At 64.4% G+C, this 15,901-nt stretch carries 17 protein-coding genes; 3 read left to right on the top strand and 14 right to left on the bottom strand.

What is annotated here, in order from left to right:
* Nucleotides 1-61 precede the first annotated feature (61 nt).
* The 12 genes from lpxL to CCD76_RS01505 all read right to left on the bottom strand — a co-directional run bounded on the left by lpxL (nucleotide 62) and on the right by CCD76_RS01505 (nucleotide 11,503).
* Nucleotides 62-976 carry an LpxL/LpxP family Kdo(2)-lipid IV(A) lauroyl/palmitoleoyl acyltransferase gene (lpxL, locus tag CCD76_RS01560; RefSeq protein WP_087717787.1) on the bottom strand — a complete coding sequence of 305 codons (915 nt, stop codon included), beginning with the start codon at nucleotides 974-976 and terminating at the stop codon, nucleotides 62-64.
* 71 nt (nucleotides 977-1,047) lie between these two features.
* The gene (gene alr / locus CCD76_RS01555; protein WP_087717786.1) at nucleotides 1,048-2,136 is read right to left on the bottom strand and encodes an alanine racemase; all 1,089 of its coding nucleotides are present in this window, start codon (nucleotides 2,134-2,136) and stop codon (nucleotides 1,048-1,050) included.
* Between the two features lie 183 nt (nucleotides 2,137-2,319).
* Nucleotides 2,320-3,795 carry a TolC family outer membrane protein gene (locus tag CCD76_RS01550; protein WP_071231583.1) on the bottom strand — a complete coding sequence of 492 codons (1,476 nt, stop codon included), beginning with the start codon at nucleotides 3,793-3,795 and terminating at the stop codon, nucleotides 2,320-2,322.
* Between the two features lie 313 nt (nucleotides 3,796-4,108).
* Nucleotides 4,109-5,083 (bottom strand): RNA polymerase sigma factor RpoS, encoded by a 975-nt coding sequence (rpoS, locus tag CCD76_RS01545; protein WP_087717785.1) that lies wholly within the window; start codon nucleotides 5,081-5,083, stop codon nucleotides 4,109-4,111.
* Between the two features lie 251 nt (nucleotides 5,084-5,334).
* The gene (locus tag CCD76_RS01540; protein ID WP_087717784.1) at nucleotides 5,335-6,486 is read right to left on the bottom strand and encodes a peptidoglycan DD-metalloendopeptidase family protein; all 1,152 of its coding nucleotides are present in this window, start codon (nucleotides 6,484-6,486) and stop codon (nucleotides 5,335-5,337) included.
* Between the two features lie 51 nt (nucleotides 6,487-6,537).
* A complete protein-coding gene (locus CCD76_RS01535; RefSeq protein ID WP_256961023.1) occupies nucleotides 6,538-7,458 on the bottom strand; it encodes a DUF368 domain-containing protein in 921 nt (306 codons plus the stop codon).
* Entirely contained in the window at nucleotides 7,455-8,090 is a 636-nt protein-coding gene (locus CCD76_RS01530; protein ID WP_256961021.1) for a protein-L-isoaspartate(D-aspartate) O-methyltransferase, read from the bottom strand. The genes CCD76_RS01535 and CCD76_RS01530 overlap by 4 nt, the downstream gene beginning before the upstream one ends.
* A 19-nt stretch (nucleotides 8,091-8,109) precedes the next feature.
* Nucleotides 8,110-8,862 carry a 5'/3'-nucleotidase SurE gene (gene surE, locus CCD76_RS01525; RefSeq protein ID WP_087717782.1) on the bottom strand — a complete coding sequence of 251 codons (753 nt, stop codon included), beginning with the start codon at nucleotides 8,860-8,862 and terminating at the stop codon, nucleotides 8,110-8,112.
* Between the two features lie 37 nt (nucleotides 8,863-8,899).
* Entirely contained in the window at nucleotides 8,900-9,949 is a 1,050-nt protein-coding gene (gene truD, locus CCD76_RS01520; protein ID WP_256961019.1) for a tRNA pseudouridine(13) synthase TruD, read from the bottom strand.
* An 11-nt stretch (nucleotides 9,950-9,960) separates the two neighbouring features.
* Complete coding sequence (ispF, locus tag CCD76_RS01515; protein WP_087717781.1) at nucleotides 9,961-10,446, bottom strand: 2-C-methyl-D-erythritol 2,4-cyclodiphosphate synthase; 486 nt, start codon at nucleotides 10,444-10,446, stop codon at nucleotides 9,961-9,963.
* On the bottom strand, nucleotides 10,443-11,201 hold the full coding sequence (gene ispD / locus CCD76_RS01510) for a 2-C-methyl-D-erythritol 4-phosphate cytidylyltransferase (protein ID WP_087717780.1): 759 nt from the start codon (nucleotides 11,199-11,201) through the stop codon (nucleotides 10,443-10,445). Before ispD ends, ispF begins: the two co-directional genes overlap by 4 nt.
* On the bottom strand, nucleotides 11,198-11,503 hold the full coding sequence (locus CCD76_RS01505; protein ID WP_306298776.1) for a septum formation initiator family protein: 306 nt from the start codon (nucleotides 11,501-11,503) through the stop codon (nucleotides 11,198-11,200). The genes ispD and CCD76_RS01505 overlap by 4 nt, the downstream gene beginning before the upstream one ends.
* A 181-nt stretch (nucleotides 11,504-11,684) precedes the next feature.
* Between CCD76_RS01505 and CCD76_RS01500 the strand changes: the two genes are divergently transcribed.
* Nucleotides 11,685-12,008 (top strand): Nif3-like dinuclear metal center hexameric protein, encoded by a 324-nt coding sequence (locus CCD76_RS01500; protein WP_087717842.1) that lies wholly within the window; start codon nucleotides 11,685-11,687, stop codon nucleotides 12,006-12,008.
* Nucleotides 12,009-12,062: 54 nt separating this feature from the next.
* Here the strand turns inward: CCD76_RS01500 and CCD76_RS01495 are convergent, their stop codons facing one another.
* Nucleotides 12,063-12,620, bottom strand: a complete 558-nt coding sequence (locus tag CCD76_RS01495) for an NUDIX hydrolase (RefSeq protein WP_087717778.1) — start codon at nucleotides 12,618-12,620, stop codon at nucleotides 12,063-12,065.
* Nucleotides 12,621-12,732: 112 nt separating this feature from the next.
* Here CCD76_RS01495 and CCD76_RS01490 point away from each other — a divergent pair, with 112 nt between their 5' ends.
* Together CCD76_RS01490 and CCD76_RS01485 are read left to right on the top strand one after the other, a co-directional pair.
* Nucleotides 12,733-13,389, top strand: coding sequence for a CoA pyrophosphatase (locus tag CCD76_RS01490; RefSeq protein ID WP_087717777.1), 657 nt, complete (start codon nucleotides 12,733-12,735; stop codon nucleotides 13,387-13,389).
* A gap of 7 nt (nucleotides 13,390-13,396) precedes the next feature.
* The gene (locus CCD76_RS01485) at nucleotides 13,397-14,062 is read left to right on the top strand and encodes a 2OG-Fe(II) oxygenase (protein ID WP_087717776.1); all 666 of its coding nucleotides are present in this window, start codon (nucleotides 13,397-13,399) and stop codon (nucleotides 14,060-14,062) included.
* Between the two features lie 28 nt (nucleotides 14,063-14,090).
* On the opposite strand, the gene CCD76_RS01480 is transcribed toward CCD76_RS01485, so the two are convergent.
* Nucleotides 14,091-15,497 (bottom strand): MFS transporter, encoded by a 1,407-nt coding sequence (locus CCD76_RS01480; protein WP_087717775.1) that lies wholly within the window; start codon nucleotides 15,495-15,497, stop codon nucleotides 14,091-14,093.
* Nucleotides 15,498-15,901 lie beyond the last annotated feature (404 nt).

Genomic DNA, 15,901 nt, shown 5'->3' with positions numbered 1-15,901 from the left:
AGGGCAAACTAAGCCTTGTCGTTCATTGCGTTTTCGTCAAGTTTCGCGCTTGCCTGCCCGTTCAATAAAAGGACGCTTCACCCGGCGGACGGGTCTTGAAACGCCGGTGCAGCCACAAATACTGCTCGGGGTGACGGCGGATCGCCTGCTCGATGAAGGCATTCACCTGTGCGGCGTCCGCCACATCGTCTCCGCTCGGAAAGTTCTCCAGTGGCGGCAGGTATTCGAGCGTGTAGGTTCGGTCGTCGGGATTGCGGTGAAACATCAGCGGCATGACAGGAGCGCCGGTCATTCTGGCGATCTTGGCCGTCAGCTTGATCGACGCGGCGGGAATGCCGAAGAACGGTGCGAAGACGCTCACCTCGCGACCGAAATCCTGATCCGGCGAGTACCACACGGCATGGCCCGACTTGATCCGGCGGACGACACCGCGCAGGTCGTGACGGTCGATGGCCGCGCCGAAGATGCCACGCCGGGCGCGGGTCATGAAGTCCTCGAACACCGGGTTGTCGTGCGGCCGGTAGACCACATCGGCGGGGAAGAACAGCGAGTGCAGCGCGCCGCCGAGATCCAGGGTCGAGAAATGGATGCCGATGATCAACGCGCCCTTTCCCTGCGCCATGGCCCGTTCCATGTGCTCGGTTCCCTTGAAGGTCACGCGGTGACGCAGATGCTCGGGATCGCGGCACCAGCCGGTAGCGGTTTCGAGAATGCCGATCCCGTTGGCGATGAAGGTCTTCCTGACCAGCGCCGCGCGCTGCCGGTCGTCCAGCTCGGGAAAGCACAGCGCCAGGTTGGTGTCGGTGATATGGCGGCGTCGTTTGGCCAGCTTCCAGGTCAACAATCCGATGCCTCGCCCCAGTGCCAGCTTGAGACGCCAGGGCAGCATCGCCCCCGCTCGCATCAGGCCGATGCCGAGCCATGCTCCCCAGTAACGGGGGTGAGCGCGATTGGGGGGATAGGTTTTCTTGGCCATGTTCCTTCCGATTCTCTATGCGTGCCGGTCTATGAATGCCGAATAGTGTAGCGAACTGCAGCAAACGACCTCTACGCGCCTTCGTGGTAGCGTCGCGGCACCCTTGGCAGCAGTCCGGTCAGCAACGTGTAGCCGATGGTATTGCAGTGGCCCGCGACCTCGTCGACGCTCAGCCCCTGCCCCCACAGCACCACCTCGCTGCCGACGCCGGCATCGGGCAGGTGGCTGATATCCACCGTCAACATGTCCATCGAGACGCGCCCCACCAGCGGGCAGCGGTGACCATCGACCAGTATCGGCGTGCCGTCGGCAGCGTGGCGATCGTAGCCGTCGCCATAGCCGGCAGCGACCACGCCGATTCGGGAAGGGCGCGAGGTGTGCCAGCGCGCGCCATAGCCGACCGGCTCCCCGTCGGGCAATGACTGCACGGCGATCAGACGCGAGCGCAGCGTCATCACTGGCTTCAGCGAGACGTCCGGTGGCAGTTCGCCTTCCAGCGGATTGCTGCCGTAGAGCATGACACCGGGGCGATTCCATTGCCCGTGAGTCTGGGGCCTGGTCAGCGTGGCCGGCGAGTTGGCAACACAGACCGGCGCGTCGAGACGCCGGCGGACGGACTCGATCGTTCGCTGCTGGCGCTCGAACTGTGACGTATCGGCCTGATCGGCACTGGCGAAGTGGCTGATCAGGTGGATATCCCGAACTCGGTGAGAAGCCGCCTTCAATCGTGCCCAGCGGTCGGCGAACGACTCGGGATCGTAACCCAGCCGATGCATGCCGGAATCCAGCTTGAGCCAGACCGTCAACGGTTGTGCGGCGGGATGGTTCAAGACGGCGTCCAGTTGCCAGTCGCTGTGTACGACCTGCCACAGCTGCAAGGCCTCGACGCGGGCCAGTTCTTCGACCTCGAAGATGCCTTCCAGTAGCAGTATCGGCCGCTGGATGCCCGCTTCACGCAGGCTCTCGGCTTCTTCCAGCGAGGCGACCGCAAACGCTGGCGCCGCGCTCTCGAGCGCCTGGGCGCACGCCACGGCACCGTGACCATAGGCATTGGCCTTGATCACCGCCATGGAACGGCTTCCGGGTGCCAGTTCGCTGGCAATGGCGTAGTTGTGGCGCAGCGCGTCGAGATCGATATCGGCGATGAGAGGCCGGGCCATGAAACTTCCTTCGAAACGGGCAGAGGAAAACCGGCGGCTGCCACCGGTCGATCGTGGTCATTTTACCCTGCCTGACAGCCTTCGCGGCATCGGGAGACGATAAAGGCTGCCTCCGGAAACGACGACGCCGCTGCTGGGGCAGCGGCGTCGAGGCGACTTCCTGCGGACGCTATCAGAACCGTATCAGGACGCCGGCGGCGGCGTGGGCCGCGCACCGATATCCTCGACGGAAGACGAGACGCCGGCATCGTCGACCTCCGTCAGCGACACGGGATTGCTGTCGCGCAGCCAGCGGTTGGTCGCACGGATCACGTCGAGATTCAGCACGCCGGTCTGCTGGCGCAGCTGCAGCAGGTCGGTGACGTAGGTGTAACGGGCGTCGGCGTAGTTGGAGATGGATTCGTAGAGCGACTGCTCGGCATCCAGCACGTCGACGATGTTTCGCGTCCCCACCTCGTATCCGGCTCGTGTCGCTTCCAGGGCACTGCGACTGGAGACGATGGCTTCACGCTGCGCCTCGACCGATTCCACGTCGTTGCTGACCTGGGCAAACAGGGAACGCACCTGCTGCATGGTGTAGCGACGCTGGTCCTCGAAGTCGTACTGGGTCGCTTCCAGCGTGTAGGTGTTCTCGCGTACCGCGGCGCTGGTCGAACCACCGGTGTAGATGGGCAGGTTGGCCTGCACGCCGATCTGCAGGTCTTCGTTATGGCCGCGAAGCTCGTCGCGGTCGTTGTTCGAGTAGGAGTAATCCGCGAACGCGTCCAGCGTCGGCAGGTGGCCGGCCTCGGCGATATCGACGCCGGATTTCGCCAGCTCGACCGCAGCCTGGGCGTATTGAATGGACGGGCTGCTGGACAGCGCCAGCTCGACCCAGTCGTCGCGACTGGCTGGTACGGGAGGCTGGATCGGCAGCTCGTCATCGAGCCCTTCGATGCTGTCGTACTGCTGCCCCGTCAGGCGCTCGAGCGTCTCGAAACTCACCTGCAGGTCGCTCTTGGCAGCGATACGCTGCGCACGTGCCGAGTCGAAGGCAGCCTTGGCCTCGTTGACATCGGTGATCGCCACCAGGCCGACGTTGAACTGCTCTCTGGACTGCTCGAGCTGCCGCCCGATCGCCTTTTCCTGGGCCTGGCGTGCTTCCAGCACTTCCTTGGCGCGCAGAATCTCGAAATAGGCCTCGGAGACATCGTAGAGCAGCTGCTGCTGGTCGATTTCCAGCTGCAGCGCCTGCTGGCCGACCTGCTTCTTGCTCTGCTGGTACTCGTACCAGTTGGTGGCATCGAACAGCGCCTGGGTAACGCTGACACCGATGCTGCTGCCGTTGTAATCCTCGCCGCTGGATGACGAGCCGGTACCGGCGGCGGCCTGGCTACCGCTAGAACCAGCGTAGCTCTGACTCTCCAGCGAGTCATAGCGATACAGACTCCCGGTGGCGCTGGCCTGCGGCAGCAGATCGCCGCGTTCCACATCCTGACCCGCTTCGGTGCTCTTGAATGTCGAACGCGATGAATTCAACGTTGCCGAATGCTCTAGCGCGTCCTGAGTGATGGTCAAGAGATCTGCCGCGTGAACCGAGGGGGCGAACGCTGCCACGACCAGCAGCGAAATGGCATGTCGCAGGGGAGAGCGCGACGGCAACGAGATGAGAGGCGACATCGAGAAATATCCTATCGTTGAGCACTGGTGACGATACGAATCCGGCTGTGCGAGTCCATGCAAGCATGCACCACAAGCCACGGATGTCGTCGGCATCGCCCAGAAACCCAATCATGGCTGTTTTTCTGGCGGACTCGAGACGCCAACGACCGTCGACGTCATCCGGGACCACACAACAAACGACCGAGGCGCCAGCAACACAGCTGACGCCTCGGCTTGAGGTTTACATACAATGCCGCATGTATGCGACCGGATCAATAGCATGGCCGGTCTTCACCGGCATTTGCGCATTCGTCATGTTCCCGGAACCGGCCTATTCGAAGATCGAATCCATCGACAGGCCCTGCTTTTCCAGCATCCGGCGCAGCTTCTTGAGCGCCTCGACCTGGATCTGGCGCACGCGCTCGCGCGTCAGGCCGATCTCTTCGCCGACCTCCTCGAGCGTGGCGGCCTCGTGTCCGCGCAGGCCAAAGCGGCGCAGAACGACCTCCCGCTGCTTGTCGCTCAGCTCGACCAGCCATTCGTCGACATGCTGCTTGACGTCGTCGTCGACCAGGTTGGATTCCGGGCCGACCTCGTTCTCGTCCGCCAGCGTGTCGATCAGGGGCTTGTCGCTCTCGGCGCCCATCGGATAGTCGACCGAGGAGACGCGTTCGTTGAGTCCCAGCATGCGTTTGACGGTGCTCACCGGCTTGTCGAGGAACTCGGCGATCTCTTCCGCGGTGGCCTCGTGGTCGAGCTTCTGGGTCAGCTCGCGAGCCGCGCGCAGGTAGATGTTGAGTTCCTTGACAACGTGGATCGGCAGGCGAATCGTGCGCGTCTGGTTCATCAACGCCCGCTCGATGGTCTGGCGAATCCACCAGGTGGCGTAGGTCGAGAAACGGAAACCGCGCTCCGGATCGAACTTCTCGACCGCACGAATCAGGCCCAGGTTGCCTTCCTCGATCAGATCGAGCAGCGACAGTCCGCGGTTGAGATAACGTCGGGCGATCTTGACCACCAGGCGCAGGTTGGACTCGATCATGCGCTGACGCCCCGCCGGATCGCCCTTCTGCGCAAGGCGGCCGTAATGCACTTCTTCTTCGGGCGTCAGTAGCGGTGAAAAACCGATTTCGTTGAGATAGATCTGTGTCGCATCGAGACTGTGGTGGTAGGAGTTTTCTTCACGGCTCAACGCTTTCTCGAAAGCGCTTTCATCATCCTTGCGACCCGTGTCGTCGCTATCGACTTCTGCGGTATCGACACCGTCGAGCTCGACATCCTGAATTTCCCGTTCAAGCATGCTCATGTCCACTACCCCCAATCTTGGCTACCTGAGTACCTCGCCATGGCAATCCCGCTCCATGGCGATCGCATATTCCTTGCCGTTTCGAACTTCCCTAGGGGCCGTTGGATCCGCGCCTCGCCAATCATCTTTTCGAACACCGTCCTCGATGCCGCCTTCCGGGAGGGCTACGTTGAATGCGGATGTACGAATGCGGTCACTGACGCTGGATCCAGAAAGCCCTGTCACAGCGGTCTTGGGCGCCGATCCGAAGATCAGCGCGCAGGCAGGTATTGCAGTGGGTCTTGAGGTTGTCCGTTCACGCGAACCTCGAAATGTAGCTCGACCTGGTCAGCATCCGTCTGCCCCATGGTAGCTATCGTCTCTCCGGCCTCAACGACGTCGTTTTCCTTCACTTTCAACGAGTCGTTGTGTGCGTAAGCGCTCAAGAAGCGATCATTGTGCTTGAGGATGATGAGGTTGCCATATCCCCGCACGCCATCGCCAGCATACACCACAATCCCTGGTCCGGCTGCTTTGACAGGTTGCCCCTTTTGACCGGCAATATCAATGCCGGGGGTTATGTTCGAATCATCATCGAACTTGCCAACCACCTGGCCGCTGGCGGGCCACTGCCATGGCACGTTCTCGACCGGTTTGTAGGTCCGATCCGAACGGTCCGGCGCCCCGCTGGGCTCGCCAGCCACTTCCGTACCCGCATCGTTTCCGGAAGCCGCCTGCGTACCGCCTGAACTCATGGAAGCAGAAGAGGATGACGATCCCGTGTCAGCGGGTTTCGCAGTGGAACCGGCATTGCCGGGCTGCCCGGAGCGCGTATCGGTACTGGCCACCGAGGCGCCCTGCTGCGATCCCTTCCCGGCGTCACCCCGGGTGCCGCCCTGGGCCGTGACGGGGCCCGGCGCGGAAGGCGAAGCGTTGCTGCCAGCGGCTTGCCCGCCCTGCTGCGGCGAACTCTGAGCATTGGCATTCCCGGCGCCAGCCGTGGCGTTACGCCCTTCCGCGGGCAGCAACCAGGATGGGTTGTCGACCTCCCCCGTCGCGGACTGAGACGAGCCAGCGCCGCTACCTGAACCGAGCCCGGTTGCGACCACACCGCGGCTGGCCACAGCCTGCCCGCCGCTGACACTGGCGCCAGGCTTCAGCCGGAGCTGCTGTCCGGGCTCCAGGCGGTAGGGAGGCGAAATGCCGTTGAGCTGGGCCAGATCGCGAAAATCGACCCGATTCTGCCAAGCGATGCCGTAGATCGTGTCGCCGCTCTTGACCGTGTAGGTCGAGCTCGCTTCGCTGTTACGGCTGACGGAGAGATCCTGCACCTGCGGCCGGCCGCTCGAGGACGTGCAGGCATTCAGCCCGACAGCGACAACGGGGAGGAGCCCCAGTAACAATGCAGTTCGACGCTTGCTCATAAGAAAATTCCTTTTTCGTGACGGAAAGCGGGTGGAAACCGACGCATCGCGTCATGACGATGTTTTCCTGCGCTCTCCCAGGCACATTACCACCACGATGCCGATGATGATCAACACGGCCGCCAGCAGCCACTGGGACGGTTGCCCCGTCACCGCAGCGTAGTCCGAGGGCAACAAGTAATGATAAGCCAGCGCCACTTGCTGACCGTCGGCACCCATGCGGTAACTCGCCAGCTGGCGCCAGGGCCAGAGTTGCGGCAGCGACCCCAGAATGAAACCGACGATCGCCATCAGCGTGATCGCATGGTAGTGACGCAGCAGCCAGGACAGCAGGCGGGAAAAGGTGAACAGCCCCAGCAGGCAGCCGGCGCCGAAGATGGCGATCAGCCCGACATCGAAATTCTTGATGCCGCTCATCACGGTGCCGTAAAGCCCCATCACCAACAGCAGAAAACTGCCCGACACCCCCGGCAACAGCATCGCGCTGATGGCGATCGCACCGGCCACGAACAGGGTGGCATCGCCAGCCCGGCTCATGTCCGGCAGCAGGCTGGGCAAGAGCGCCGCGACCGAAAGCCCTGCCAATACCGGAAGCAGGTAGCGCCAGCGCCAATGGCCGACCTGCCGCATGACCGCCCACGCCGAGGCCAGCACCAGGCCGAAGAAGAACGCATTCAGCAGCAGTTGATGGTGCGACATCAGCCAGGTCACCAGATGCGCGATCGTCACCAGGCTGATGCCGATCCCCAGTACCAGCGGCACCAGAAAGCGTAGATTGAGGTAGGTGACCAGTCCGGCAAGCCCCTGTCGGCGCAAGACGCCGAACGCCCCCGGACCGAAGCGCTTGATGGTCTCGATCAGTTCCTCGTAGATCCCCACGATCAGGGCGATGGTGCCACCCGAGACGCCCGGCACGGCATCCGCCGCGCCCATGCCCATGCCTTTCAATACGGTTGTCGCGATGCGCTTCAACGAATGACTCCCTCAAGCAACGGTACGAAACGCACCTCTTCAAGACGCTGATGATCGAATGCCTGTCCACGTCGACGCACCCGGGTCAGCCACTGACGCCCTTCGCTGTCCGCCAGTGGCGCGATCAGCACACCACCATCCCGCAGCTGGGACAGCAGTGGCTGGGGAAGCTCGCTGGCGCACGCCGTCAGCAGAACGACATCGAACGGCGCCGCCTGCGGCCAGCCCATGGCGCCATCGGCGTGGCGCAGATGGACGTTATGCGCACCCAGCCGCGCCAGGCGCTGCTGGGCGCGGGACTGCAGCGCCGCAATACGCTCCACGCTCCAGACGCTCTTGACCAGGCGCGACAGGATCAGCGTCTGGTAGCCGGAGCCGGTGCCGATCTCCAGCACCCGTTGCGGCTCGGCCAGCGCGACCAGCTCGCTCATCCGGGCCACGATCCAGGGTTGGGACAGCGTCTGCCCCAACCCCAGGGGAAGCGAGGTATCTTCGTAAGCGCGATGGGCCAGGGCTTCATCGAGGAACAGGTGACGCGGCTCCGTCGCCATCACCTCCAGCACCTGCGCATGACGAATCCCGCCGGCCGATAGACGTTCGACCATGCGATTGCGGGTTCGTTGCGACGTCATGCCGACACCGCTCAATTCTTCAGGCGTGTGACAGACCATCCAGCCAGCCCTGTACGTCGTTCAGCGTTTCATGACGGGTCAGATCGGTTTGCAGCGGCGTGATCGAGACGAAGCCCGCCTCGATCGCCGCAAAATCGGTATCGGGTGCGTCGTCGGCGTTTTCCGAAACCGCCGCGATCCAGTAACGGTCGCGCCCGCGCGGATCCTTCATGTGGATCGGCCGCGATGCCGGACCGCGATACCCCAGCCGGGTCACCCGGAATCCGCGAATCTCGCTCCACGGCAGGTCCGGCACGTTAACGTTGAGCAGGCTGCGCGGCGGCAGCGACAGGTTTTCCGCAGCGCCGACCAGACTGGCGGCCACCCGTCCGGCGGTCTCGAAATGGCGCTGCCCGCAGAGCGAAATGGCCAGCGCCGCCATGCCCAGGTTACGCCCTTCCATGGCCGCGGCGACGGTGCCCGAGTACAGCACGTCGTCACCCAGGTTGGCGCCATGGTTGATCCCGGAGATCACCAGGTCGGGTCTTTCCTCCCAGACGCCGTTGACGCCGAGATAGACGCAGTCCGCCGGTGTGCCGTCGACGCTGTAGAACCCGTTGTCCAGCGCGGACAACGCCAGCGGGCGAGTCAGCGTCAGCGAGTTGCTGGCACCGCTCATGTCCCGATCCGGCGCCACGACTCTCAGCCGGGCGTGGCTTTCCAGCGCGCTGGCCAGGGCTTTCAATCCCGGAGCATGAACGCCGTCATCATTGGACAACAACAGTCTGCGCATCTTCTTTCCTCCTGGACGATGGTCGATACCGGCGACGTCAGATCAGCGTCGGGTGCCGAAACAGTTCGCGAAGCACCGAGGTGGCAAAGGCGCCTCGCGGTAAGGTGAAGGAGAGCCGGACCGCCTCTTCTTCCCTTTCCCAGCTGGCCTCCCCGAGCCGCAGCCGCAGCGGCCGCCGGTCGTGACGCGCCCCGGCCTGGACCAGACCGTCGCTCAGCTCGGCATGGCCGGTGGCGATGGACGTTTCCCGCTCGGCCACCTCGCCCTCGCTCTCCAGCCGGCCGACGCCCCACAGCGGCCCGGTGGGGTGCAGATCGCCGGCCTGCGCGCGGGCAAGCAGGTCTTCGTCGACCATTGCGCTGGCGAAGCGGCTCGCGGTGCCGTTCAGATTCAGCACGTCACCGGGCTGCGGGACACACCAGGTGCCATCGGCAACGCGCGCCGACAGCACCTGGTTGAAAAGATAGCTGCGAGCGGTGGAGAGCAGTAACCCCTGGGGATCCTGGCGTTTGCGCCAGCCCCGAGCCAGCAGTTGCCGGGCGCGCTGCAGGTTGCGCCCCGCCGGGCCGAAGCGCTGCGGGCCGAAGTAGTTGGGCACGCCCTCGGCCACCAGACGGTCCCAGCGCGCGCGGGTGTCCGCCGCGTCGATGGCTTCGCCCCGGATTCTCAGATGGAAGCGGTTGGCGCGGTGCACGCCGCGTTTCAGCTTGCGCGGGTGTCGCGCCGCCTCGAGACAGCGGACGCCCCGTTCGGCCAGGCCCGCATCCCACTCCGCCGGCGGCTCGCGACCGGGCAGCGCCAGCGAGAACCACTGCCGCGTCACCGCGTCGCGATCCTTGAGCCCGCTGAAGCCCACGTCCCGTACCGGGATATCGACCGCGCGGGCGAGCAGACGCGCCAGATCCGGCGTGGTCATCCCGCGCTTCTCCAGCCACAGCCACCAGTGCTCGCCGTGGCCCTCCGGGGCGAAATCGAACTGCTCCTCGACCTGGAAGTCTTCAGGGCGCTGGCGGTACTCGCCGGTAACAGTCGGCATGCTCGCGACATGGCACCAGTTCGGGGGCCAGACGTCGGCTGAGGGCGTCATCGCCGAATCGCTCATTTAGCGTCCGCGACCAGCAGTACCACCGCTTCCGCGGCGATGCCTTCACCGCGCCCGGTAAACCCGAGCCGCTCGGTGGTCGTCGCCTTGACGTTGACCGCCCCCAGCTCGACGCCCACGTCGGCAGCGATCGTCTCGCGCATGAGCGGGATCGACTCGGCCATGCGCGGCGCCTGGGCCATCAGCGTGGCATCGAGATTGCCGATCCGATAGCCGGCCTCGCGCACCAGCGCGACGACGTGGCGCAGCAGCGCGCGACTGTCGGCACCCTTCCAGGCCGGATCGGTATCCGGAAAGTGCCGCCCGATGTCGCCCAGTGCGCAAGCGCCCAGCAGCGCATCGCTGATCGCGTGCAGCAGCACGTCGCCATCGGAGTGGGCGACGAAGCCGCGGTCGAACGGCAGGCGAACCCCACCGATCATCAGATGGTCGCCCTCGCCAAAGCGATGCACGTCGAACCCGTGACCGATCCTGAAACTCATGCTTCCCTTCCTCCTTGTCCGCTGACGGCGCCTTGTCCGGTGACGGTTGGCGTCGGTCCCGACGCGGCTTCCGACTGCACGGCGAGTATGCGCGCCGCCATGGCCAGATCCTCGGGATGGGTGATCTTGAGATTGTCGCGGCTGCCGGCGACCAGTCGCGGCGCCAGCCCCATGGCTTCGATCGCCGAGGCTTCGTCGGTCACCGTCATGCCGGTGGCCAGCGCCGCATCGAGCGCCTGGCGCAGCAGATCGAAGCGGAACACCTGCGGTGTCAGCGCGTGCCAGAGGCCGTCTCGCGGTTCGGTGTGGCTGATTCGTCCGCGCTCATCGGCACGCTTCATGGTGTCGGCCGCCGGGGTCGCCAGCAGCGCGCCGATCGCCTCGTTCTCGAGCGCTTCCCGCAGGGCCTGCAGATCCTCGAGCCGCACGCAGGGCCGGGCGGCGTCATGCACCAGCACCCAATCGTCGTCCGCCGCCTGTTCCACCAGCGTCGCGAGGGCACGGCCCACCGTATCGGCGCGCTCGTCGCCGCCGCCGACACGCTGCCAGTCTTCGAAGGGAACGTCGTCGGGGTCGAAATACTCGTCGTCGGGATCGAGACACAGCCGCAGCGCGGCTTCGGGAAAGGCCTGATGCAGGCGTTCGAGCGTGCGTGCCAGGACGCTTCTGCCCTGAAGCATCAGATACTGCTTGGGACGGTCGGCCTGCATGCGCTGGCCGCGACCGGCGGCGGGCACGATCAACCAAAGCGTCATGGCTGGACGACCCCCGTGCGCGCTGCGGGTCCGTCATCGGGATCCTCGACACCAGGCACCCAGAAGAACTGCTCGTCCTCGCGAACCATGCCGATATCGCTGCGCGCCCGCTCCTCGATGGCATCGAGCCCGTTCTTGAGGTCGACGACTTCGGCAGCGAGACGGGCGTTGCGCGCGCCGAGCACTTCGGTATCGCCTTCCAGGGTATCGGCGCGGGCCTGGATGTCGTTGAATTCCCGGATGCCACCCTCGCCGAACCACAGCCGGTACTGCATCAGCCCCAGCATGATAACCAATACCACAATGACCCATTTCCACATCGCCAAGGCTTCCGGTCGGCACGATTCATTTCGGACAGTTCATTCCCGACAGGCCACGGCCCTCGGGAAAGGGCGCAGCAGGCCGCTGTCGGAGCGCGGCTCATTATGCCATCATCGCCGCATGCGGCCCACCGCCACGACCGAATCCGGAATCGACGATCTCATGTACAAACTGGCCTTCTTCGTTCCCGAATCCCATCTGGAAAGCGTCAAGGACGCGGTGTTCGCCAGCGGCGCCGGACGCATCGGCGATTACGAGGCGTGCTGTTTCCAGATGCGTGGCGTGGGCCAGTTCCGGCCGCTTCCGGGTGCCCAGCCTCATATAGGCGATGTCGGTGCGCTGGAAAGCGTCGAGGAGTATCGGGTCGAACTGGTCTGCGAGAACCGCCTGATACGCGCTGCGATCAAGGCGCTGATCGACGCGCATCCCTACGAGGAGCCGGCCTACGACGTGTGGCCGCTGAGCGATCCGGATTCCCTGCCCTAAATTTGACAAGATCGGTCCGAGACAGGATCGCCATCTCGCGGCCCGAGGGCGCGCTCAGGCGGAGCCGAGGTAGCGCTCCCTCTCCTCCTTGCCGATCTGGCTGAGATGCAGCTCGAAGGTACCCTGACGCCGATCATCGAAGAAGTGGCGCAGCGTGCGTTCGATGGTGGGAAAGGCCAGTTCGTCCCAGGGGATCTGGGTCTCCTCGAACAGTTCGACCTCGAGACTCTCCGGCCCGGCGGCGAAATCGCCGTTGAGATTGCCGAGAAAGATCATGTACACCTGATTGATGTGCGGCAGGCTGATCAGGGTATACAGTGTCGGATCGTCGACGACGGCACGGGCCTCTTCACGGGTTTCCCGCAGCGCCGCCTGCTCCACGGTTTCCGCGTTCTCCATGAACCCCGCCGGCAGCGTCCAGAAGCCCTTGCGCGGCGCGATGGCGCGACGGCACAGCAGGATGCGCTCCCCGGCTACCGGCAGCGTGCCGGCCACGATGCGCGGATTCTGGTAATGGATGGTATGGCAGGCATCGCACAGGAACCGGGGGCGGTCGTCGCCGTCCGGAATCGCGAAACGCACGGTATGGCCGCAATGGCTACAGTAGTTCATAGAGTCTCGGGTTTATAACGCCTCGCGTGTCGGAGGGTTTCGAGTTCGCAGGAGCCGCCAGGCACCGTCGATCGGCACGTTGGTCAGTCCAGGGTCTGTTGAGTCAAATCGCATGTTAGAGAAAGTCCGTGAACGCCTGCAAGCACATCGCCCGCGTCGGTTGGACGGCGCCTACCCTCAGGCGGCCGTGCTTCTCCCCATCGTCGCGCGCCCCGAGCCAACGCTGCTGTTCACCCAGCGCACCGCGCATCTGACCCAGCACGCCGGCCAGGTCGCCTTCCCGGGCGGCAAGCGGGAGCCGGAAGACCGGGATCTGCTCGCCACGGCACTGCGGGAAACCCACGAGGAGATAGCCCTCCAGCCTGGACAGGTCGATGTCATCGGGCGTCTGAGCGACGTGATCTCGCTCCATGGCCTGCGCGTGACGCCTTTCGTCGGTCTGGTCGAGCCAGACCTGCCGCTGAAGGCGGAGCCGGGTGAAATCGCTTCGATCTTCGAGGTTCCCATGCGTCACTTCATCGATGACCATCGTAGCCATACTGATGTCATTCCGGTCGACGATCAGCCCTGGTACGTACCCAGCTATCTTTTCGAGGACCGCATGATCTGGGGGTTGTCGGCCATGATGCTGGTGGAGTTGCTGGCCGTGGGCTTCGAAAGCGATATCGCGCTGGACCGCAAACCCACGCAAGGGGAGTTGCGCTATCATCCGCAGCGCCGACGCCACACCACGGCGCGGTCAGGCCAGCCCGGCAAGATTCCGGAGTGAGTGCTTCATGACCCCCAACGACGCCCATCACGCCTTCTGGGACAGCGCCCAGCTATCCGCCTTGATCGATGGACTGGTGGAACGCGGCTGGTACGTCGGCACACGTTTTCTCGCCCCGGCGCTGTGCCGGGACCTGCTGGAGGAACTGCAGCTGTTGCATCGGCAGGCGGCGCTTCAGGAAGCCGCCATCGGCCGTGGGGACGAACGCATGCTGCGGCGCGACATTCGCGGCGACGCCATTCATTGGCTGGATCGGGAAAGCCTGGCGCAACGACGCTACCTGGCGCTGATGAGCGAACTCCAGCAGCAGATCAACCTCGCGCTCTACGCCGGATTGTTCGAATTCGAGGCCCACTTCGCCCACTATCCGCCGGGCGCCTTCTATCGCAAGCACTACGACAGCTTTCGCGGTCGGGCCAACCGCGTCATTTCGACCGTGCTCTATCTCAATCCGGACTGGCCCGCCGACGGCGGTGGCGAGATGGCGCTCTACGACGAACACGAACCCGAGCGCGAGGTCGCCCGCGTGCATCCGGAGGCCGGCACCTTCGCCTGCTTTCTCTCCGACCGCATTCCCCACGAAGTGCTGCCGACGCGCATGCCCCGAGTCAGCATCGCCGGCTGGTTCCGCCGCAATGCCTCGCTGGGCGGCGTGATCGATCCAGCCCGCTAGTCGGCCGCCGGTCTATTCGGTCGCCGGTCTATTCGGTCGCCGACGTCTGGCGACTGGCGACGCTTTCTCGCTTCTCGGTCGTGAAAGGTGTCGCGGGGTCGTCTTCCACGTCGTTATCCATATCGCTCTCCATATCACCGGGAAGCGCCGTTTCCACGTCCGGCACCAGCTGCGACAGGTCTTCCATGTGTTCGTGCTCGATCGCGCCCTGCACCAGCTCGTCGGTCACGCTGAGCTCGGCACCCACCACCGACTGCTGCGGGTTGGAGGTAAACGGCGCCATCGGCATCGGCGCCGGACGCCGACTCCGACGCCAGACGAAGAATGCCACCAGCACCACGCCGAGCCCGGCCAGCGCCACGAACAACCCCGCGTTGCCGGTATGAATCATCAGCGGCGTGATCAGCGGCGGACTGAGGGTCGCTCCCAGCGCATTGATCAGCAGCAAGCCCTGGCTCATCCGCACCAGCGCGCCGGCCGGTGCACGGTCGGCCGCGTGGCTCACCGCCACCGGATAGAGTGCGAACACGCCACCACCAATCAAAAACAGCATGGCCGCCAGCAGGCCGGGCAGATCCGGCAGCAGCATCACCCCGCCACACAGCACTGCCAGTACGCCACCGATCAGAATCAGCACGATCTGACGGTCATGCCGGTCGGACCAGCGCCCGATGGGATATTGCAGCAACATGCCACCCAGAATGACCACCGCCATCATTTCGCCGATCTGCTGCACCTCGAAGCCACTGCGCTGCAGATAGAGCGGCAACAGACTGTAGATGGCCGAAACCGCCAGCCCCGAGCCGAAACAGCCCATCACACCGGTCGGCGTGACGGTGATCAGCCGCCAGGGCGACAGCGGCTCGGCGTGCTCGATCAGCGGCGAGACCCGCGGAATCATGCCCAGCGGCAGCACCGACAGCGACGCCAGCATGGCGATGATCATGAATGGCTGGCTGGCGCCGGCATGGTCCGCCACGCCCAGCAGCAGTTGCCCGATTACCCCGGCGCCATAGAGCGCGATCATGTAGAGCGCCAGCAGCCGGCCCCGAACCCGGGTATCGGCCGCGGTCAGCAACCAGCTTTCGATGACCAGATAGACACCCAGCGTCGCCCACCCACCGATCAGGCGCAGCGTGAACCACAGCTCGGCGTTGAGCCACATGCCCTGCAGCAGCACGGTTACCGCTACCAGCGATGCGAAGCAGGCGTAGGCGCGAATATGGCCGATTCTCAACAGCAGCCGATCATTGAACAGCGCGCCGATCGCCAGACCGATGTAGTACGCGGCGGACACCCAGCCGATGGTGGTGACGGATTCACCGGCGGCGTCCAGACGCAGGGTAATCAACGATGCCAGGAAGCCGTTGCCGATACCCAGGATGAAAAGACCGAGTAGCGGTGCCAGCGCCATGGAAAGCAATTGCCGAGACATAAGGCCACGAACCTCGAAAATGCACTTTGAATAAGGCCGGCAATTCGTGCAGGCACGGCAGCCGACGGTTCCAAACGGATAGGCTAGAACAGATGAGACGCTCGCGCCGTCGCGGCGCCCTCCCGGATGACGGTTCGATCGTCGAAGAAAACCCGCCCCGAGAGGTCGAGAGCGAGCGAACTATACGCCCGCCCTCGCTCCAAAAGAAGTCGAAAAAACGTCGATAAATGCGCCTATTGCGCCACTTTGGCGCAACCGCCGACTCGCCATTATCTGGCGTTATCCAAAGCCCCCGATTGACAAACACGAGCCAGCATCAAGGCGACGCCTATCGCCACGAGACAGAGGCAATGCCAACCGCCAGCGGCTTTTTGTCGCGTAACAGCGTATGCTGAGCGATTAGC

Source organism: Salinicola salarius, assembly GCF_002179555.1.
GTDB lineage: Bacteria > Pseudomonadota > Gammaproteobacteria > Pseudomonadales > Halomonadaceae > Salinicola > Salinicola salarius_A.
Note: the sequence above shows the minus strand (reverse complement) of the source record. Positions and strands in the feature narration are given on the sequence as shown.